Source organism: Mesorhizobium sp. IMUNJ 23232, from assembly GCF_044326205.1.
Lineage (GTDB): Bacteria > Pseudomonadota > Alphaproteobacteria > Rhizobiales > Rhizobiaceae > Kumtagia.
Genome location: NZ_JBIRCY010000028.1, coordinates 1 through 19966, shown reverse-complemented (window position 1 = coordinate 19966; position 19966 = coordinate 1). Strand labels below are relative to the sequence as shown.

Genomic DNA, 19966 nt, shown 5'->3' with positions numbered 1-19966 from the left:
TTCTCCCCGTGGCGAGTTTAAAACGCAAGCAGCATAAGGATCGGACCATGCAGAACGACACGAAGAAGCGATCCGCCCTCGACGCAGCCAAGGAAGCTCCGGAACTCGAGCAGACGGATTGGGACGACATCGAGGCCGCCGACCCGTTCGCGCCGGATGTAGAGCTTGAAGACGAAGAGATCGAGGGCGAGGCGCCGGGCGACCTCCCCGACGAGGACGACGACAACCCCTACCAGGAGAGCGACGAGGCTTTGCCCGACGATCTGGAGGAAAAGGTCATCCAGCGGGATCCGTCACGGGAAGGGAGCCGCTTCGACGAGATCTGACCGGGCAAGCGAGAATCGCCTCCGCCAGCCATTTCCGTACCGCCGCCACATCCGGCAGCGTATGGCGCGCCTCGGTCTCGCCGCGCGGCCTGACGCGGATCGACACGCCGCCCACCTCGTTGACGAAGGCAAAGCCACTCTCGTCGGAAACGTCGTCGCCGATGAACACCGGCACCCTGCCCTTGAAAGCCTCGATCTGCATGAACCGGTCGATCGCCGCACTCTTCAGCGCGCCTACCGGCAGGAACTCCAGCCCGGCATTTCCGGCGACGATGCGATAGCCGGCCGGTAGCCGGGCCAGCGCCGCCTCGGCCGAAGCCTTCACCGCGTCGAATGCCTCCGGCGCCGCCCGCGTGTGGATCGCCAGAACCGGACCCTTGCGCTCGAAATAAACGCCCGGAGCCTCCGCGAACTCGCGCTGCATGGCTTCCGCCACCGCCGCCACGTCCTCCGGCTCGTCGGCGGTCTCGATCCTGCCACCAGGCGTCAGCCGGTGCTCCAGCCCATAGAGCCCGGCCACGGGGATCGCCAGCGGCGCAAAGATGCGGTCGACCATCGCCACCGAACGGCCGGTGACGAAGGCCAGCGCGCCGTCGACCGCCTCGCCCGCCGCCACCAGCAGGTCGCGCAGTTCATCGTCGACCGCGATGCCGTCCGGATGCGCCTGGTGCTCGATCAGCGTGCCGTCGATATCGAGGAACAGCGCAAACGGGCTTTCGGGTTTTGGGGGATTCATGCCGGTCCTCATGCTCTCAGTCTGATCACGTTTTCCTCGACCGGGCGGCTCACCGCCCACGGGGCGGACGACCCTCCGAGATCACGAAACTGTTCCCTTTGCCGCAACCGGGCGGCGTCCAGCAGCATGCTGCCGGCCCAGCGGTAGACATTGTTCGACCGCACCACCTCGCGCAGGCGGCGCATGCGCATCGTCTGCTCCTCGACAGGCATCGTCAGCGCCTGGAAGAACACCTCGCCCATGCCGGTCGCGTCGAACGGGTTGACGATCAGCGCCTCCAGCAGTTCCCGCGAGGCGCCGGCGAAGGCGCTGAGCACCAGCACGCCAGCCTCGTCGTCGCGCGCCGCGACGAACTCCTTGGCGACGAGGTTCATGCCGTCATGCAGGCTGGAGACGACGCAGACATCCGCCGCGCGGAACAGGTCGGCGAGCTCCTCATGGTCGTGGTGCTCGGGGACCAGTACGATCGGCTGATATCCGTCGCTGCCATACCGTTCGTTGATCTCGGCGACCAGGTCCAGGCATTCCTGATAGAGTGCCTGATAGGCTGGCAGGGTGCCGCGGCTGGGTGCTGCGATCTGCAAAAAGACCAGCCGGCCGATCCAGTCGGAATGCTGGTGGAAGAACTCGTCGAGCGCATGGAAACGGTCCAGAATGCCCTTGGTGTAGTCGAGGCGTTCCACCCCCACTGCGAGTTTGACGTCTGGGGAAAGATCGTAGCGCTTGAAGATACGCCTGCGCGCCTGCGCCACGGTCTCCGAACGCACCCTTTCCTCCGGCCATTCGATCGAGATCGGATAGGAATGCACCAGCGTCGTGCGGCCGCCATAGGAGATGGCTGCGCCCTCGCGGTCGACGCGCGATTCGAGGAAACGATCAACGCTCTCGACGAAATTGTTGCAATGAAGCTGGATGTGAAAGCCGAGGATCGAACTGCCGAGCAGGCCGTCGAGAATCTGCTCGCGCCACGGGCAGACGCTGAACACTTCCGAGTTCGGCCACGGGATATGCCAGAAGGTGATGATGATGGCGTCGGGCAGCCGCTCGCGGATCAGCCGCGGCAGCAGGGCGAAATGATAGTCCTGCACCAGCACGATCGGCCGCTTGGTCTTCGCCTCCTCGACCACCGCATCGGCGAATTTGCGGTTGACCGCCTGGTAGCACTCCCAATCCGCGGCGCGGAACTGCGGGCGGGTGAACGCGATGTGGCAGAGCGGCCAGAGCCCCTCATTGGCGAAGCCGAGATAATAACCCTTGTACTCCTCCTCGCTCAGCCACACCCGGCGCAGCGTATAGGCGGGCGCGTCCGGCGGCACCATCACATGGTCGTTGCGGTCGCTGGTCTCGCGGTCCGCGGAGCCGCCGCCATGCGCGATCCAGGTGCCGGCGCAGGTGCGGGTGATCGGTTCCAGCGCCGAGACGAGACCGCTCGCCGGCACCTTGAGCTCGATGCCGTCCGCGCCATGTTCGTGCACATAAGGCTCGCGGTTCGACACCACGATCAGCTCGGTATTCGGCAGCTCGCTCGCCAGAATCTGCCGCAGCATATCGGGTGACCACTGCATGAAGGCTTCGTCCGGCGAACGTCCGTTCTTTTCGCCTTCGCGCAGAATGGGCGCCGCATCGGGCGTGGACGCGGTGAAAGTCGGAACAGGAGCGCGCCGTCTCAACAGCACGATCACGCAGGCCAGCGCGACCAGCGATACGATCAGACTTGCGGCAAGGATGGTCCAGTGGAGGGCGGCAGGAAACAAACTGTCTGGCGTCATCGTCTCTTTGTTCTAGTCGTTGATCGCCACTTTTTGTTGCCAATCGGCGCCAGACAACGCCGTCAGTGGGACGCTGCCGGCACCGATCTTTCAGCAGGCGGCGGACGGTTAACTTTTCGCAGCGCAATATGTTCCCACCTTTTTCGCCCTGCTCGGCATTGCGTTTTGGCTAAAGTCGTCAACTCCTGACGATGAGCGGCGCCATGCCCTCATGGCGGCGGTCGAGATAACACACGACCCGGTCGCGGACGCGCTCGAAGACAACGTCGACACTAGCGTCGCCAACGCGGATATGGCGGATCTCGAGATTGTCGATGCCGATCGGCAGGCGCGGATTGGTCACCTCGATCTCGCCTTTCCAGCCGTCGACCTTGAGTCCAAGGCACGCCTGCAGCAGCATGAAGGCCGAGCCCGCCGACCACGCCTGCGGCAGGCAGGCGACGGGATAGGCGACCGGCGCCTCGCCGGGCGAGCGCGTAAAACCGCAGAACAGTTCCGGAAGCCGCATGCTGAAATGCACGGCCGCTTCGAAGGTGCCGCTCATCAGTTTCACGACGTTGTCGCGGTCGCCATAGCGAGCGAGACCCGCGGCGCAGATCGCCGTGTCATGCGGCCAGATCGAACCGTTGTGGTAGGACATCGGGTTGAAGGGCAGTTCGGTCTCGGCCAGCGTGCGTATGCCCCATCCCGTATACAGCGAGCCGGCCAGCAATTGCTCGGAAAGCCGCGCCGCGCGCTCACGCGAGGGCAGGCCGACATAGAGAAGATGGCCGGCATTCGAGGCCTTCACTTGGCAAGGCAGCCCGTCGCCGTCGATCGCCAGCGCATAATGCCCCTGCTCCTCCATCCAGAACCGGTCCTCGACCGCGTCGCGCATCTTTTCCGCCAGCCCCTGCCAATGGGCGGCGCGCTCCTCCTCGCCGCGTAGGGTCGCCAGCCCCGCCAGCCCCTGGAAGGCGGCGAAGACGTAACCTTGCACCTCGACCAGCGCGATCGGGCCGGGCGGGATACGGCCGTCGGCATGGAAGATGGCGTCGGCGCTGTCCTTCCAGCCCTGGTTGGAGAGGCCGGAATCGGCCGCCCGCTTGTAGGTAAGGAAACCATCGGCATTGCGCGCGCAGGCTTCCTCGATCCAGCCGGCGGCTGCGCACAGCGAGGCCCACATGCGGTCGACGAAGGCGAGATCGCCGGTGCGCTCGGCATAGGAAGCAGCGAGATAGATATAGAGCGGCGTGGTGTCGACGCCGCCATAATAACGGGCGAAAGGCAGCTCGCGCATCACCGCCATCTCGCCCTTGCGCGTCTCGTGCATGATCTTTCCGGGCTCGGAATCGCTGAAGGGCGCGGTTTCCGTCGCCTGGTGGATGGCGAGGAAAGCGAGCACGCCACGCGCCAGGCCGGGATTGAGCCACAGCATCTGCAAGGCCGAGATGACGCCGTCGCGGCCGAAGGCCGTCGAGAACCAGGGGATGCCGGCATAGGGGTAAGGTCCGGTGGCGAGATCGGTGGTCAGCAGCGAGATGTCGGCGCGGGTGCGTGTCAGCCAGTCGTTGAAGACGCGGCCGGAACTGTGCACCGTGGCGCCCAGCCGGCGTTTGGTGCGCATGGCCCAGCGGGCGCGGGCGGCGGCGGCGCGGAACCGTTCGCGGTCGGGAACCGCGTGCTCCTTGCCGACCTCGATGTAGAGAACCTCCCGCGCCCGATGCGCCACAGGAACGCTGAATTCGGTGTGGGCGCGGGAAAGATCGTCCGGGCTCCTCGAAAACGCCACGACCGAATGGCGGACCACCTCGTCCAGCCCGTCATAGCGGAAGGTGATGGCGTCCGGCACGGTCTCGGCGTCGTAGGACCGGCCGCGGCGGCTGCGGGTCGAGCCGCGCACCTCGAACATGTCGCGGAAATCGACGTCGAATTCGAGGCGCAGCGGGATGCGCAGCGGCCTTCCGGAATAGTTGGAAAGCGTCAGCCGCTCATACATGCGCTCCTGCCAGAGGAAGCGCGTGCGCTCGATATGCAGCACGCCCTGGCGCAGGTCCGGGCCGTCCGGCAGCTTCAGCGGCAGGTTGGTCAGATTGGCGGTGAACAGAATGTTGTCCTGCGACAGCGAGGCGCCGAGCAGTGACGGCGTGCGGCCGCCGATCAGCAGCCGGAAATGCGACAGCACGCGGGTGTCGTCGCGGAACAGCCCGTCACCGGAACCGCGTATGTCGCCATAGGCGTCGGAGACGATGAAGCAGTCCTCATGCTTCAGCGCGAACTGGCGATGCGGCTCGCGCGGCGCGGATTCGTCGATCGACGACAGCGCCACCGCCGGGTCGAGACGCTGCTCATCCAACGATAGCCCGGCGGGCGGAATGTTTTGAGCAAGCTCGTTCATGCCGGCCCTCCGGAGATTGCCCGCAGCGGCGCACGAAGGCCGCCGTCCAATCGCGCGACCTGGGCCGCGTAGATCGCCTCATAATCGTCCACCATGCGCGGAACCGAGAAGCGCTGCTCCAGCGTCCGCCTGATCCTCGCCCGGTCCAGCCCGCCGAGCCGCCCTACCCTCTCGACCGCCTCGTCGATGGATTCGACAACAAACCCGGTGACGCCCTCGTCGACGATCTCCGGCATTGCCCCCTCGTTCCAAGCGATGACCGGCGTGCCGAAGGCCATCGCCTCGATCACCACCAGCCCGAACGGTTCCGGCCAGTCGATCGGAAACAGCAGGCCGGCTGCCTCATGCAGGAATTTTGCCTTGGCCTCCTCGCCGACCTCGCCGAGGTAGACCACCTGCTTGCCATCGATCAGCGGTTCGATGTTTTCGTGGAAATAGGTGCGGTCGCCGTCTCCGATCTTGGCGGCAATTCGCAATTGCATGCCGCTACGCCTTGCGATCTCGACGGCACGGTCCGGCCGCTTGTCGCGCGACAGCCGGCCGAGGAAAGCGAGATACGGCTGTCCGCTCCGGTCAGGCTCGGGGGGAACGTGATAATGGTCGAGCGGCAGGCCGTGATAGACGTTCCCCACCCAGTTGGCTTTCGGCAACGGCTTTCGTTGGCGCAACGAGATCGAGATCATCGGAAAGTCCGGCCAGCGCCGGTACGCCCCTACTAGGTCGACATAATCCAGCCTGCCATGCGGCGTCGTCACCGTCTTTTCCCTGATATGCTCGAAGAACGGGAAATGCTGAAAATGGCTCAAATGGAAATGCAATATGTCGAAATCATCTGCCCGCTGGCGCACCTCGTCCAGCATCGAAAGATGCGCCGCGATCTCCGATTTCAGCGGCGCCGGGTCGAGCCGCAGCGACCGCTCCCGGCCGGGCACGAGCCTGGCTGTGGTTCTCGACTCGCCGCTGGCAAACAGCGTGACCTCATGGCCGCGCGCCACCAGTTCCTCGGTCAGGTTGGAGACGATCCGCTCGGTCCCGCCATAAAGCGGCGGCGGCACGGGTTCGAAAAGGGGTGCAATCTGGGCAATTCGCATCGGTCGGCGGGTTCGCTTTCAGTCTGGGTGATGGGCGCGCCAAAGGCTCCCTCGACCGACTGAACCCGCAAGACCGCACAGAGGTTCCCGCGACACGTCGCCTTATGCCGATGACCAGGCTCTAAACCTTGCCCAGATGCTTCGGCCAGAATTGCTGATGGACTTCCGCGGCTTCGTCTTCGAGGTTGGTCGGGCCAACCACCTCGACGGTGCGCGCGCCGGTCTGCAACACCGCGCGGCTCGGCACGTTCAACCCGATCCCTGCAATCTCGCCAAGCCGCGTTTCGGAGCACGCAAACACCATACGCCCGATGCCCGACCAGTAAATCGCCCCTGCGCACATCGCGCACGGCTCCGTGCTGGTGTAGAGCGTGCAGTCGGCGAGAAAAGCCGTGTCGTAGTGCCGCGCCGCCAGTTTGACCAGGTTCATCTCGGCGTGGTTCGTCATATCGTGGCCGGTGAAGACGCTGTTTTCGGCGCGCAGGATGACTTCGCCGTCCTTCACCAGCACCGAGCCAAACGGTTCGTCGCCGTTTTCCATCGCCGATTTCGAGAGCGCAATCGCCTCGCGCAAAAACGGCTCGTGATCTTCCATCAGAGTCTCCCCCAAAAGCTTGAGCGGGATGATCTTGTCTTGAACCTGAGGGATTTCCAAGGCTGCAAATCAGATTCAAGTCGGCGATCCGTATGGCGGCAAACGCCGTCTTCTGGTTCTGATCGATTTGTCCTGAGCCTGGCTATCCGACCGCTGGCGCCGACATCAATTGTGAAATGCGCGCTCGCTGGTCTCTTGACCTCAACTATAGTTGAGGTCGTACGCGTTCCTCCCTGGACAAACCCGAAAGGAAACCGCCATGGACCGCGTCGTCGATATGGAAAAAGAACCCGTTGTTTTCATCAACATCTTCACGGTGAAGCCGGGGCGGCTGGAGGAATTCGTCGCCCTCCAGCGGGCCTATCTGGAGGATTCGCGTGGAAAAGTTCCGGGCTGGCGCGGCAGCCGCCTGCACCGCCAACTCGACGGCAACAGGGCGATCATGGTCACCACTTTCGATTCGATCGCCGACCACCAGCGCGTCCACGCCACCGACCGCTTCGCCGAGCATGCCGCTAAAATCCGCCAACTCGTCGATGGCGTCGAACCGGGCTATTTCGCACTGGCGAAGGCGGTCGGCGAGGAGGCCGCCGGGCTGCCCGCCTGACTGCCTCAATGCCCGCCTCCGCCGCCACCATGGGCAGGCGCCGGCTTACGCATCATCAGGGCGAAAAAAGCCAATGATGCGAACAGGATGGTCAGCATGTAGAAAACGTCCATGAAGGACAGCACCGACGCCTGCTGGCTGACCATGCCGCTCATCTTCGACAGTGCGGCCGTCGCTCCGTCGAAACCGTGCGACTGGAAATTCTGGGTCATATTGTTCAGCTTTTGCAGCGCCTCCGGATTGCTCCAGGTGACGTGCTCGGCCAGCCGCTCGTAGTGGAAGGCGTTGCGGTCGATCAGCACCTGGTTGATGACAGCCAGCCCCACCGCGCCGCCAAGGTTGCGCATCAGGTTGAACAGGCCCGACGCGTTCTTCAGCCGGTTGGGCGGCAGCGTGCCCAGCGCCACGTTGTTGATCGGCACCATGCACAGCATCAGCGACACGCCGCGCAGGATCTGCGGGACGAGCAGTTCGTAGAAATCCCAGTCGGCGGTTAGATATGTCATCCGCCAGGTGCCCGCGGCGAAGCCGAGGAAGCCGATCATCATCATCTTGCGCGGATCCATCTTGCTGGACAGGAAGCCGGCGACCGGCGCGGTCAGGAACATGGCCAGGCCGCTGACGAACAGCGCTTCGCCGATCATCAGCGAATCATAGCCGCGGATGCGGCCGAGATAGACCGGGTAGAGATAGGTCAGGCCGTAGAGGCCGATGCCCAGCACGAAGGAAAACAGCGAGCCGAAGGCGAAATTCACGTTGGTGAAGGCTTTTAGATCGACGATCGGCTCTTCCTGGGTGAAGGCCCGGTAGAAGAACATGATGGCGCCGACCACCAGCACAATCGAGAAGATGAAGACGGCCTCGTCCTGCATCCAGTCGTTGGTCGGACCTTCCTCCAGCACGAATTCGAGCGAGCCGAGGAACGCGGCCATGCCGACAAGACCCCACCAGTCGAACTTCTTCAGCAGCCCGGGCTCCGGCTTGTCGAAATCGATGAGGAACCACGTCGCGGTGGCGACCATGATGCCCGGCACGACGTTGATCAGGAACAGCCAGTGCCACGACATGGCGTTGGTGAGATAGCCGCCGACGGTCGGGCCGATGGTCGGCGCCAGCGTGGCGACAAGGCCGATCATCGGCGACACGATGGCGCGGCGCGACGGCGGGAAGATGGTGAAGGCGGCCGCGAAGACGCTGGGGATCATGCCGCCGCCGATGAAACCCTGGATGGCGCGGTAGACGATCATCTGGTCGATGTTGGTGGCGGTCGCGGCAAGCGCGCTCGCCGCCGTGAAACCGGCGGCCGAGGCGGCGAACAGCACGCGGGTGGAGACAAGGCGCGCCAGAAAACCCGACAGCGGGATCATGATGACCTCGGCGATCAGGTACGAAGTCTGCACCCATGAGATCTCGTCAGAGCTGGCGCTGAGGCCGGCCTGGATCTCGGCCAGCGAGGCCGAGACGATCTGGATGTCGAGGATCGCCATGAACATGCCGAACACCATCGCCAGGAAAGCGATGACGCGCCGCGTGGGCATCGCGTCGCGCGACGCCGCCGGCGCGGCGCCCATTGTAACGGTGGCGGTGGCCATGATCGTGCCTCCAGGAGGCTCTTCAGTTGATGCTGGCCGTCGTCGCCGGCGGCGCGGTGCGGTTGTCGACGTCGACGATCACCGACAGGCCGGCGCGCAGCTTGCCGGATTCCAGCGCTTCCTCCGACACGTCGATACGTACCGGCACGCGCTGCACCACCTTGGTGAAGTTGCCGGTGGCATTTTCCGGCGGCAACAGCGAGAACACCGCGCCGGAAGCCGGCGCCAGCGACGATACCGTGCCCTCGAATTCGCCGTCGTCGACGGCGTCGACCGAAAATTTCACCTTCTCACCGGGCACCAGTTGGGCAAGCTGCGTCTCCTTGAAGTTGGCAACGATGTAGAGCTTGTTCAGCGGCACGACGACGGCGAGCTTCTGGCCGGGCGACACGAGGTCGCCGACCTCGACGGCGCGATTTCCCACCACGCCGTCATAGGGCGCGCGCAGCACGGTGAAGGACAGGTCGCGCGCCGCCTTGTCGCGGGCGAGTTCCAGGTTGCGCATCGATGCCTGCGCCTCCTGATACTGCGCGTCGAGCACATCGATATTGGCCTTGGCGCTGGCGATCTGCGCATCCGCGCCCACCAGCCCGGCATTGGCCTGGTCGACCGCCGTCTGGGCATCGTCGACCTGCGCCTGGGTGGCGACCTGGGTCTTCAGCAGCTTGTTGGCGCGATCGGAGGTTCTCTTGGCATTGCCGGCGGCGGCCACGGCCGAAGTCTTCTGTGCTTCGGCCTGTCCAAGGGCTGCGCGCGCGGCTTCCGTCTGCGCCTTGATGCGGTCCAGCGTCCTGGTCTGCACGGCGATCTGCGCCTCTGCCTGCTCCAGCGCGATGCGATAGTCGCCGTCATCAATGGTCACCAGCGGGTCGCCGGCCTTGACGTGCTGGTTCTCGTCCGCATTGAGTTGCGCGACATAACCGGTGATCTTCGGAGCGACGAAGGCCATGTCGGCCTGCACATAGGCATCATCGGTCGATATCATGAAGCGGCCTTCGGTCCAGTATTGATGGCCGTACCAGCCCGCTCCGCCCAGCAAGGCAACCGCGATAATCGGCAGCAGGAACGACTTCGCCGACCCCTTCTTGCGGGCGGGCGGAGCGGCCTCGGCCGGAGCCGCAGGCGGCGGCGCAATCTCGGGAAGCGGGCGTTCCGCATCCGGCACGTTCTTCATGGCCGGGAACGGATGCACGGAGGCATCGGCGAGCGCTTCGGATACCGGGGCTGTGGCTGTACGGACGGACATGGACATCGGCCTTGAGATTAAACTGAACCGTTCGGTTCGATCTTGACTTAGCGCGTTAAAAGAGGCATATCAAGAGGCAATCGAACCGCCTGGTTCGAATAATTTTCGAGGAAACGATGTCTCCTGACACCATGGTGGCTCCAGCGGCGCATGACGACACGCTGGAAAGCCTGCGCCCAGGCCGTCGGGCGGCGGGCCAGGATCCCGCCAAACGCAAGCAGATCATCGACGGCGCGCGCCGCATCTTCATAAACATGGGTTTTGACGCCGCCTCGATGAACGACATCACCCGCGAGGCCGGCGTCTCGAAGGGCACCATCTATGTCTATTTCGCCAACAAGGAAGAACTGTTCGAGGCGCTGATCGAGGACGAGCGCCAGACCATCTTCGCCAATCTCTACGACGCGTTGGAGGGCGATGGCGACGTGCGCGAGACGCTGATCCGCTACGGCATCGCGCTGGCCCGGAAGATCACCTCGCCGACGGTGCTGAAAGCACAGCGCACCGTGATCAGCATCTGCGAGCGCATGCCCGAGATCGGCGTGCGATTCTACGAACGCGGCCCGAAGCGCGGCCACGACAAGCTGGCCGTATTTCTGACGCGGGCAGTGGAAAAGGGCCTGCTTGATATCCCCGACATCGACCTTGCCGCCTACCAGCTCGGCGACCTCAGCATGTCCCGCATCTTCCGCCAGTGCCTGTTCGGCTACCGCAGCACGACGCCGAGCGAGGAGGAGATCGGTGAGGTGGTGACGGCCGGGGTGGATGTGTTTTTGAAGGCGTACGGGCCGGAGAAAACCAATCGATAAGCGGCTCTACGGGACCGTTGCCATGGTGCCAGAAGTCGGATCGTCTTGCTGGGCTTCAAGCTAACAGCCGCCAGCGGTGCCGGCGGCTTGCGTCACACCTGTTTGCGCTCGCCGCAACTTGGAAATTCGCTGCCAAAGGTCGACCTCGTTTGTCGCGCCTTGACGGAAGGTGCGGATCAACTCCGCAGCCAAATCTTCCCGCTGCTCCCTGTCCCTTTGCGCCAGGCGTCTCTCCTTGCACAACTGGTCGAAAACCCGCTGAACCATCTGAAGGTCGGTCGGGGTAAGCATGCCAATATATCCAGAGAAAGCCATGACGCTTTTCCTCCCTCATTGCGGGGCGAAAGCGTGATGGACTCTTTCAAGCGTCCGCGTGCCTCGACTGGGTGCGGACGACTTGATGACCGTACGCCCATGCGGGGCGGCTGGCTATGTACAAAGACGTGTAGGTCGATTTTCCGTGAAGCCGCGCCTGCTTGCTTCAAGGGGATAGCGCCTTGTTGTATCCAGTAGTATCCAGAAAGTGGAATTGTCCCCGGCGCTCTACTGCGTCACGGCCAGCGAGATAGCGGCCCGCAACTCTTCGATCCCCTCGCCTTCCTCCGACGACGTCGCGATGATCTCCGGAAAGGCGGCCGGACGTTTCTTCGTCTTCTCCGCCGTTTCCTCCAGCAGGCGCGGAACGCCGGCGGCCTTGATCTTGTCGATCTTGGTCAAGACGATCTGGTAAGACACGGCCGCCTTGTCGAGCAGGGTCATCACCTCCTCGTCATTCGCCTTGATGCCGTGGCGCGCGTCGATCAGCAGGTAGACGCGCTTCAGCGTGACGCGGCCTCTGAGATAGTCGAGCACCAGTTTTGTCCAGCGGTCGACCTCGGTCTTCGGCGCCTTGGCGTAGCCGTAGCCGGGCATGTCGACCAGCGCCAGCGGCGGCAGGTCGGCCCCCTCGCCTGAAAAACCGTCCGGCACGAAATAGTTGAGCTCCTGCGTGCGGCCCGGCGTGTTGGAGGTCCGCGCCAGCCCCTTCTTGCCGGTGAGCGCGTTGATCAGCGACGATTTTCCGACATTGGAGCGGCCGGCGAAGGCGATCTCGGCCGGCCCTTCCGGCGGCAGCAGGGTCATCGACGGCACGCTGCGGATGAAGACCCACGGTTTTGCGAAAAAATCCGGCGCCACGTCGGCCTGGCTCGTCGTCATGCTCACCGTGCCGCCTCCAGCGCTTTCAGGTCGGAGCCCCGGATGGCGTTGAGATTGCGGGTGATTTTTTCCACCGGCCAGTCCCACCAGGCGATGTCGAGCAGGCGGCGGATGGTGCGCTCGTCAAAACGCTTCTTCACCACCTTCGCCGCATTGCCGGCGACGATGGCGTAGGCCGGCACATCATGCGTCACCACCGACTTCGCCCCGACGATGGCGCCGCTGCCGATACTGACGCCGGGCATGACCACCGCATCCATGCCGATCCACACATCGTTGCCGATCACCGTGTCGCCGCGCACCTCGCGCTCCCATGTCGATACGTCGAACCCCTCCTCCCAGCCGTGCCCAAAAATGTTGAACGGATAGGTGGAAAAGCCGGACATGGCGTGGTTGGCGCCGTTCATGATGAAACGTGCGCCCTCGGCGATGGCGCAGAACTTTCCGATCACCAGCCTGTCGCCGATGAACGGATAGTGGTGCAATACGCATTTTTCCGCAAACCGGTCGGGACCGTCCGGGTCGTCATAGTAGGTGAAGTCGCCGATCTCGATGTTCGGCGCGTCGACCAGCGGCTTCAGATAGCCGACGCGCGAATGCATCGGTATCGGGTGTTTGATATTCGGGTGGGGTCCGTGCATGGCGCGCCTCGCTCCGTCGGTCGGAAGCATCTTTTTCCGCGCCGGTCGCCCGGCGGCCCGGACGCGTGCTTCTCAATTCCTTCGGCTCATTGCACGGGGCCGGAAACCGTTCAAGCGGAAACGGCCGCGCGAGGCGGCCGTCCCCTGGCGCCTGGCGGAAAAGCCTAGCGCAGCGCCAGGATATACGACACGCAGGCGGCGATGCCCGCGACGGTGCGGACATGGTTCCACGCCGTCCAGTTGGAGAGGTAGGTGGCCCAGTATCGCGCGCCTTCGGCGCTTGCCGGATCGACGGCCATGAGCGCGTTGTTCATCGGCACGTTGATGGCGATGGTCACAGCCATGATGCCGGCGAGATAGAAGGCCGCACCTACATAGATCGCCACGGCGCTGCCGCCGTGCCAGCCGAGCAGCGCCGCCGCCGCCAGCACGAGGCTGAGCAGCGCCGGGCCGAAGAAGGCGATGAAGAACACCGGGTTCTGGATGACGACGTTCACCGCCTGCATGGCGGCGATGCCGCCGGCCGGCGCGACCCGCCCGAGGGCCCCCATCACCGAGGTCGAATAGGCGAAGAACAGCCCGCCCATGACGCCGGAGCCGACGGCGGCCAGGATGGTGAGGGTCTGGAACACACGCTCGCTCATCCTACTCTCCCACGGCCCGGCGGCGGCGCGGCGCCCATATGCCGGTCTCCGCCGCATCCCGCGCATAATCCGCGAAGTCGCGAGCCGGCCGGCCAAGCGCCTCGAACACACCATTCGCCAGCGATTCGTTGCGGCCATCCAGCACTTCGGTGAACAGCATCAGCAGCAGGCCGATGAGTTCGTCCGGAACGCCTTCCGCGACCAGCAGGTTCGAAAATTCGCTGACCGATATCTGCTCCAGCCTGATTTTTCGGCCCGTCGCCACCACGATCTCGGCAATCGCCTCGCCGAAACTCAGCAGGCGCGGGCCGGTCAGTTCGTAGAGTTTTCCGATATGGCGGTCGTCGGTGAGCGCGGCGGCGGCCACGTCGGCGATGTCGTCAGCATCGACGAACGGCTCACGCACCCCGCCGACCGGCAGCGCCACCACGCCGGCTAGGATCGGGTCGAGCAGAAAACTTTCGGAAAAGTTCTGGTTGAACCAGGCGCAGCGCACGATCGTCCAATCGGCGCCCGACGCCTTCAGCGCCTCTTCCGCTTTCAGTGCTTCCTCCTCGCCCCGGCCGGACAGCAGAACCAGCCGGCGCACGCCGGCCTTCAGCGCGGCCTCGACGAGGGCCCCTATCTCGTCGGCGGCGCCCGGCGCAGCCAAGTCGGGATAATAGGTGATGTAGGCTGCGCGCACGCCATAGAGCGCCCCGGCCCACGTTTCGCGGTCGGTCCATTCGAACGCCGGCGTTGCCGAACGGGAGCCGGCGCGGACCGGCACGCCACGCGCCTGCAACCGTTCGGCGACACGCCGCCCGGTTTTTCCGTAGCCGCCAACCAGAAGGACCGGCTTTTCCTCAGCATTGATGGTCATCGAAACCTCCGTCTAAATATGAGCAACCCTCATATTTGCAAATGTGATAAATCCTCATATTATGAATGTCAAGCGGCATTCCAGGCGAAGGACGAACGGGGCATGGAGAATCCGACAGGGGCGACCGAGGCCGGCGCCGGCGACGCGGCGGGGCCGCGCAGGACGCCGACGCAAAAGCGCAGCCGTGAGCGGGTGGAGCGCATGCTGGCCGCCGCGACCGCGCTGATTTCGGAGCAGGGCAGCGACGCGCTGCGCATGAGCGAGGTGGCCGAGCGGGCGGGCGTGTCGATCGGCTCGCTCTACCAGTTCTTCCCGGACAAGAAGGCGATCGTCGGCACGCTGGTCGATCGCTACAACGAAGCGGGCCGCCGCTGCATCGCCGATGGCTTGGCTGATGTGACAAACGACGACGACATGCGCCGCGCCTTCTCGGCGCTAATCGACATCTACTACAAGATCTTCCTGGCGGAGCCGGTGATGCGCGACATCTGGTTCGGCGCGCAGGCCGACAAGGCGCTGCGCGACGCGCAGCTTGCCGACAGCCGCCGCAACGGCGCGCTGGTCGCCGCGGCCCTCAAGCGGCTTCGGCCCGATGCCGACTCTGAGGCGCTGGAAACATCGGCCTTCATCGCCATGCATCTCGGCGAGGAAGCGATGCGGCTGGCGATCTCGGTGCCGCGCGCCGAAGGCGACGCGCTGGTGGAAGCCTACAAACGCATGGCGCTGGCGGTATTGCTGGCCACCTAAAGAAAAAGGCCCGCCGAAACGAGCCTTCTCTTGAGGTCGAAAACTACTCCGCCGGTGTCGGTTTCCGTTTGAACAGCCCCGCGAGATTGTCCCACAGCTCGATCTTGGCGCCCTGGCGCTTCATGATGACGCCCTGCTGCAGGATCGACAGCGAGTTGTTCCAGGCCCAGTAGATCACCAGCCCGGCCGGGAACGAGGCCAGCATGAAGGTAAAGATCAGCGGCATCCAGTTGAAGATCATCGCCTGCGTCGGGTCCGGCGGCGTCGGGTTCATGCGCATCTGCAGGAACATGGTGATGCCCATGATGATCGGCCAGACGCCCAGCATCAGGAAAGGACCGAACATCGGCACCGTGCTCGGATCGAAGGGCAGCAGGCCGAACAGGTTGAACAGCGAGGTCGGATCGGGCGCGGCAAGATCCTGGATCCAGCCGAAGAACGGCGCATGCCGCATCTCGATGGTGATGTAGAGCACCTTGTAGAGCGCGAAGAACACCGGGATCTGGATCAGCACCGGCCAGCAGCCGGCGATCGGGTTGATCTTCTCGGTCTTGTACAGCTCCATCATCGCCTGCTGCTGCTTCATCTTGTCGTCCGCGTATTTCTCGCGGATTTCCAGCATCTTCGGCTGCACCTTCTTCATGTTCGCCATCGACTTGTACGACTTGTTGGCGAGCGGAAAGAACACCGCCTTGACCAGCACGGTGGTGGCCAAAATGGCCAGGCCGAAATTGCCGAGCAGCTTGTAGAGGTTGTCGATCAGCCAGAACATCGGCTTGGTGATGAAATAAAACCAGCCCCAGTCGATCAGCAGGTTGAACTGGCGAATCTGCCGGTCCTGCTCGTAGGCGTTGATCTTGGCGACTTCCTTGGCGCCGGCGAACACCATGGTCTCGACGGTGGCCGACTGGCCGGGCGCCACCGAAATGCCATCGGTCAGGAAATCCGCCTGATAGCGCGGGCGTCCGTCCGGGAAAAAGGCGAAGCGCGGCTGGAACGGCTGCTTGCCCGAGGGCACCAGCGTCACCGCCCAGTATTTGTCGGTTATGCCCAGCCAGCCGTCGGTCGACTTGCCGGGCGATATCTGCTTTTCCTCCTCGATCTTGGAATAGCCGATCTCCTGCAGGCCTTCCTCGCCGGTCACGCCGATCAGGCCCTCATGCAGCACATAGGCTGCCGCGTGCAGCGGCTTGTCGTAGCGCGTCACCCGTCCGTAGCTCGACAGGCTGGCGGGCACCGTGCCGGCATTGCTCACCGTGTCGGAGACCGTGAACATATAGTCGGCATCGACGCTTATGGTGCGCTTGAAGGTCAGGCCCTTGTCGTTGGTCCAGGAAAGCGTGACCGGCGTGGAGGGCGTCAGCGTCGGGTTGCCCTCGACGGTCCAGACCGTATCGGGGCCGGGAACGGCGCCGGTCTCGGCGTTGCCGACAAAGCCGATCTCGGCGAAATAGCCGCTCGGCAGCACCTGCGGGTTCAAAAGTTCGATGGTCGGCGAGTTGGGATCGACCGTCAGCCGAAAATCCTTCAGGCGCAGGTCGTCGAGCCGCGCGCCGGCGAGGTTGATCGAGCCGTAAAGGCTGGGCGTATCGATCGGCACGCGCTGCCCCTTGGCGAGCGCCTGCTCGCGGCTGGCTTCCGTCGCGCCGTCGGTCCCCGGCAGGCCCGGCACGGTGCCCTGCGGCGGTACGGCCGCGTCGGTTCCGGCGACTCCCGGCTGGGCCGGCTGCGCCGCCTTCTGCTCCGCCGCCACGCGCTCCGCCTCGATCCGCGCGGTTTCCCGCTGCTGCTCGATGCGCGGGTTCATGTAGAACACCTGCCACAAGGTCAGGATCAGCACCGACGCCGCGATGGTGATGAAGAAATTCCGGTTGTTTTCCATCGGGTCCTAGGTCTCAACGCCTCGGGCGGATGCGCCGCGCCAGTTCGTCAGCAAGCTGCGTGAAGGGCGCCGTCAGCACATCCTCGCGCCCGACGATGACATAGTCATGGCCGGGCGCCATGTCACGGGCGGCATGGACGCGCACCGCCTCTTTCAGGCGCCGCCGCACGCGGTTGCGCACCACGGCGTTGCCGACCTTCTTGGTCACGGTGAAGCCGGCGCGGGGCGCGCCGCCGTCGCCGCGGTCGAGCACCTCCAGCAGGAAAAGCCGCCCACGGCGCTTTTCACCGCGCCGGACGGCCAGAAACTCTTCCCGCTTGCGCAAACGCGCGGGAGCAGCAGGCTCAGAGATGCCGGAAACCGGCAACGCGCCGGTCGTCCGTTCAGGCGGACAGGCGCTTGCGGCCACGGTTGCGGCGCGCCGCGACGACGTCGCGTCCACCCTTGGTGGCCATGCGCGCGCGGAAACCATGCCGGCGCTTGCGGACGAGTTTGGACGGCTGATAGGTACGCTTCATTTGTTTTAATACCGCGGGGTGCGGCCCTTCTTGATTCTGTCACCAGGTAACAGGAGCTTTGCCGGGCCTTGCGGGACGCGCGAAACAGCGCGCCGGACGACGGAGCCCGAGCGTGGCGGGCTTATAGGGGCAGAGGTTTTTCGAGTCAATCGGTGGCGGCGGCTGCGACAAGGCGATCGCTTGAGGGGACATTGGCTGGTTAGCGCATTCGTCACCCCCTCCCCTCTTAACGTCGGCGATCGCGCCTTGCACCGGAAATTCGGCAACGGTGGTGTTGCGCCGGTCGCGGGCAACTGACGATCGACTTTGACGGGACGGGGCAGAAAAAGTTGCTGGACGGGTTCGTGACGGGGTGCGAGGCTGCATCATGACTGACCGCCTTCCGCAATGGATGTCAGAATTTGGCCACGACGTCGACGACCTTCTGGCCGAAGAACGAAGAAATCTTGCTTCGATTTTCGGAAACGATTTTATCATCCACCATCAAAAGGATGGATCGTCGAACAACGTCCTGATGAATAAATACCTTTCTATCATCAGGGATGCAAATAGCGACGAGGCGGTAATTTCCGTGATGGTTACGAACATGACGAGCTGCGTTTTCCAGATAACCTGCGATATCGATGAGCCGAGTTGTAGGGCATTTGTTCGAGGACCGAAAGTCCAAATCCATTCGGATGAGTCGCCAACCCCTATACTCAAGAGAATTATGGAAGAATTTCGATTGCAGATCGACCGGAATAGGAAGAAGTTCATCGACGCGTTACAAACACTGTAGACGGACACGAAAGTGGCACCTCCGGGGACAGTTTACTTTCTTTCCGCCGAAAGGCGCAGCCGCTTCAAGGTTGGCGCGGGCGGAAAAAAGTAAACTGTCCCCTGCGCTTATCCGCAACCGTCCCTGCGCTTACCTCCCCTTCCGTCCCCGTTTCTCCGTCTTCACGCCGAGCCCCTCCACCCATTCCTTACTGCCGAGCGGCCGCCCGCTCGTCTCGGCTTTGCGCAATGCATTTCATCTCGCTCCCGCTCGGCATAACCTCCAGCATGGAAGCGAAATCCGGATAGCGGTCCAGTGCGGGCCGCACCGAAACAAGCCCATCGCCCTGCCCGGAAAAATGCGCCCGCACGCTCGACCACGGCCAATCCTCCGCGCGCCGCACCAACCCGGCCCTTACCGGATTGAGCGACACGTATCGCAAAGCCCCAGCCAGATGATCCTCGTCCATCGGAACCGATCCATAGCGGCCCTGCCATAGATGACCGGTCCAACCGTTGCGGTCGTTGATGAACTGGGTGTAGCGCCGGTGGGTTTCCGCAAGGGTTGCCCGCAGCCCGTCCGCATCCGACGGCGTCAGGATCAGATGAACATGGTTCGGCATCAGGCAGCAACACCAAACTTCGGTGCTCGCCTCGCGCGCAGCTTCGGACAAGAGCCATTTGTAGAAACGATAATCTGAAGGCGATAAGAAGATTCGCTCGCGCCGGTTTCCCCGTTGTGTGACGTGATGAGGCACGCCGGGAACGACGATGCGGGCGAGACGGGGCCAACGGCACCTTCCGGGGACAGTTTACTTTCTTTCCGCAGAAAAGCAGCAACAGTTCAGAACAAAGCGCAACCGGAAAGAAGTAATATTCAGTCCACTTGGAAACCCGAAACCAGTTCGGAAGTTTGTGCCCGAGACGGTTCGAACGCCGGGGACCGTTTACTTAATTCCACCTGCATCAACTCAGAAGCGCCGCGCGTTTCTGCGGAGTTAAGTAAACTGTCCCCTGCAGTTCCCCTTCCGGCATCGGCCTCGTGCAGGCGAATTTCGGGTCCGGGTGGACGGGGTAAAACTGTCCCCGGATTTCCGGATTTCAGGCTGGATTTCCGATCGCCGCTTTGTCGGCCTTGTCAGCCCAGTTTGGTCATGCTTGTTCCGCCAAAATCGACGCGGGTTCCGATTAACTCTCTGCTTCCGCTTGGCTTTGCAAGCATGACATTGTTTTCGACCGGCCTTGCGCCCAGGCTGGGAAGGCCCTGAGGCGCGTCGCTGCCTCTCGAAAAATCAAGCTTTTTCAAAGTGTTGTACTGACGGCGTGAGGGCAGTCGCGCCTTTCTGTTATCACTAAGGATTATTTTCCTCGGACACTTGCATTTGTTCCCGATATGTTCCATATTGGATGCCGGCCTTGTCCGGAGGAGGCATCGGTGGAGTTTGGAGACGCGAGTACGACAATCGAGCGATACCGGCAGGCGCTGAAGCATATCCTGTTGATGCTCGTCGGCATGGCCGAGATGGGGTTTGGCAGGCCGCTGTCGCTGGTGCTTGGGGATGCCGCCGTCG

Annotated in this window: 21 protein-coding genes; 5 read left to right on the top strand and 16 right to left on the bottom strand. The window is 63.6% G+C overall.

Translation table 11 applies throughout. From position 1 onward, the window contains the following. Positions 1 to 47: 47 nt before the first annotated feature. The gene (locus ACH196_RS20145; protein ID WP_396648712.1) at positions 48 to 326 is read left to right on the top strand and encodes a hypothetical protein; all 279 of its coding nucleotides are present in this window, start codon (positions 48 to 50) and stop codon (positions 324 to 326) included. Here the strand turns inward: ACH196_RS20145 and otsB are convergent. From otsB to ACH196_RS20120, 5 genes are all read right to left on the bottom strand, one after another. Then, on the bottom strand, positions 277 to 1062 hold the full coding sequence (otsB, locus tag ACH196_RS20140) for a trehalose-phosphatase (protein ID WP_396648711.1): 786 nt from the start codon (positions 1060 to 1062) through the stop codon (positions 277 to 279). The genes ACH196_RS20145 and otsB overlap by 50 nt on opposite strands. Positions 1063 to 1070: 8 nt before the next feature. Continuing rightward, positions 1071 to 2831, bottom strand: a complete 1761-nt coding sequence (locus ACH196_RS20135; RefSeq protein WP_396648710.1) for a trehalose-6-phosphate synthase — start codon at positions 2829 to 2831, stop codon at positions 1071 to 1073. A 178-nt stretch (positions 2832 to 3009) separates the two neighbouring features. Beyond that, positions 3010 to 5208 (bottom strand): glycogen debranching N-terminal domain-containing protein, encoded by a 2199-nt coding sequence (locus tag ACH196_RS20130; protein WP_396648709.1) that lies wholly within the window; start codon positions 5206 to 5208, stop codon positions 3010 to 3012. Beyond that, the gene (locus ACH196_RS20125; protein WP_396648708.1) at positions 5205 to 6299 is read right to left on the bottom strand and encodes a glycosyltransferase family 4 protein; all 1095 of its coding nucleotides are present in this window, start codon (positions 6297 to 6299) and stop codon (positions 5205 to 5207) included. Before ACH196_RS20125 ends, ACH196_RS20130 begins: the two co-directional genes overlap by 4 nt. Before the next feature lie 121 nt (positions 6300 to 6420). Next, positions 6421 to 6894 carry a nucleoside deaminase gene (locus tag ACH196_RS20120; RefSeq protein WP_396648785.1) on the bottom strand — a complete coding sequence of 158 codons (474 nt, stop codon included), beginning with the start codon at positions 6892 to 6894 and terminating at the stop codon, positions 6421 to 6423. A 259-nt stretch (positions 6895 to 7153) separates the two neighbouring features. On the opposite strand from ACH196_RS20120, the gene ACH196_RS20115 reads away from it, so the two are divergent. Beyond that, positions 7154 to 7501 carry a putative quinol monooxygenase gene (locus ACH196_RS20115; protein WP_396648707.1) on the top strand — a complete coding sequence of 116 codons (348 nt, stop codon included), beginning with the start codon at positions 7154 to 7156 and terminating at the stop codon, positions 7499 to 7501. A gap of 5 nt (positions 7502 to 7506) precedes the next feature. Here the strand turns inward: ACH196_RS20115 and ACH196_RS20110 are convergent, their stop codons facing one another. Together ACH196_RS20110 and ACH196_RS20105 are read right to left on the bottom strand one after the other, a co-directional pair. Then, positions 7507 to 9093, bottom strand: a complete 1587-nt coding sequence (locus ACH196_RS20110) for a DHA2 family efflux MFS transporter permease subunit (RefSeq protein ID WP_396648706.1) — start codon at positions 9091 to 9093, stop codon at positions 7507 to 7509. Between the two features lie 22 nt (positions 9094 to 9115). Then, positions 9116 to 10339 carry an HlyD family secretion protein gene (locus tag ACH196_RS20105; RefSeq protein ID WP_396648705.1) on the bottom strand — a complete coding sequence of 408 codons (1224 nt, stop codon included), beginning with the start codon at positions 10337 to 10339 and terminating at the stop codon, positions 9116 to 9118. Positions 10340 to 10455: 116 nt separating this feature from the next. On the opposite strand from ACH196_RS20105, the gene ACH196_RS20100 reads away from it, so the two are divergent. Then, on the top strand, positions 10456 to 11148 hold the full coding sequence (locus tag ACH196_RS20100) for a TetR/AcrR family transcriptional regulator (protein WP_396648704.1): 693 nt from the start codon (positions 10456 to 10458) through the stop codon (positions 11146 to 11148). Positions 11149 to 11208: 60 nt separating this feature from the next. On the opposite strand, the gene ACH196_RS20095 is transcribed toward ACH196_RS20100, so the two are convergent. From ACH196_RS20095 to ACH196_RS20075, 5 genes are all read right to left on the bottom strand, one after another. Further along, positions 11209 to 11463: an RNA-binding protein gene (locus ACH196_RS20095; RefSeq protein WP_396648703.1), complete on the bottom strand. Its 255-nt coding sequence runs from the start codon at positions 11461 to 11463 to the stop codon at positions 11209 to 11211. Positions 11464 to 11691: 228 nt separating this feature from the next. Then, a complete protein-coding gene (yihA, locus tag ACH196_RS20090; RefSeq protein WP_396648784.1) occupies positions 11692 to 12345 on the bottom strand; it encodes a ribosome biogenesis GTP-binding protein YihA/YsxC in 654 nt (217 codons plus the stop codon). 2 nt (positions 12346 to 12347) lie between these two features. After that, positions 12348 to 12986 (bottom strand): CatB-related O-acetyltransferase, encoded by a 639-nt coding sequence (locus ACH196_RS20085; RefSeq protein ID WP_396648702.1) that lies wholly within the window; start codon positions 12984 to 12986, stop codon positions 12348 to 12350. A 164-nt stretch (positions 12987 to 13150) separates the two neighbouring features. Beyond that, positions 13151 to 13630, bottom strand: a complete 480-nt coding sequence (locus tag ACH196_RS20080; RefSeq protein ID WP_396648701.1) for a DUF1772 domain-containing protein — start codon at positions 13628 to 13630, stop codon at positions 13151 to 13153. Position 13631: 1 nt separating this feature from the next. Further along, on the bottom strand, positions 13632 to 14492 hold the full coding sequence (locus ACH196_RS20075) for an NAD(P)H-binding protein (protein WP_396648700.1): 861 nt from the start codon (positions 14490 to 14492) through the stop codon (positions 13632 to 13634). Positions 14493 to 14594: 102 nt separating this feature from the next. Here ACH196_RS20075 and ACH196_RS20070 point away from each other — a divergent pair, with 102 nt between their 5' ends. Beyond that, positions 14595 to 15239 (top strand): TetR family transcriptional regulator, encoded by a 645-nt coding sequence (locus ACH196_RS20070; protein ID WP_396648699.1) that lies wholly within the window; start codon positions 14595 to 14597, stop codon positions 15237 to 15239. 43 nt (positions 15240 to 15282) lie between these two features. Here the strand turns inward: ACH196_RS20070 and yidC are convergent, their stop codons facing one another. From yidC to rpmH, 3 genes are read right to left on the bottom strand one after another with little or no spacing between them, the layout of a single operon-like run. Further along, on the bottom strand, positions 15283 to 17121 hold the full coding sequence (yidC, locus tag ACH196_RS20065; RefSeq protein ID WP_396648698.1) for a membrane protein insertase YidC: 1839 nt from the start codon (positions 17119 to 17121) through the stop codon (positions 15283 to 15285). A gap of 13 nt (positions 17122 to 17134) precedes the next feature. Next, complete coding sequence (gene rnpA, locus ACH196_RS20060; RefSeq protein WP_396648697.1) at positions 17135 to 17488, bottom strand: ribonuclease P protein component; 354 nt, start codon at positions 17486 to 17488, stop codon at positions 17135 to 17137. A gap of 16 nt (positions 17489 to 17504) precedes the next feature. Continuing rightward, complete coding sequence (rpmH, locus tag ACH196_RS20055; protein WP_287093473.1) at positions 17505 to 17639, bottom strand: 50S ribosomal protein L34; 135 nt, start codon at positions 17637 to 17639, stop codon at positions 17505 to 17507. 367 nt (positions 17640 to 18006) lie between these two features. Here rpmH and ACH196_RS20050 point away from each other — a divergent pair, with 367 nt between their 5' ends. Continuing rightward, positions 18007 to 18417: a hypothetical protein gene (locus ACH196_RS20050; protein ID WP_396648696.1), complete on the top strand. Its 411-nt coding sequence runs from the start codon at positions 18007 to 18009 to the stop codon at positions 18415 to 18417. Positions 18418 to 18604: 187 nt separating this feature from the next. Here ACH196_RS20050 and ACH196_RS20045 read toward each other — a convergent pair whose 3' ends face one another. Beyond that, entirely contained in the window at positions 18605 to 19153 is a 549-nt protein-coding gene (locus ACH196_RS20045; RefSeq protein ID WP_396648695.1) for a transposase, read from the bottom strand. Positions 19154 to 19966: the final 813 nt, after the last annotated feature.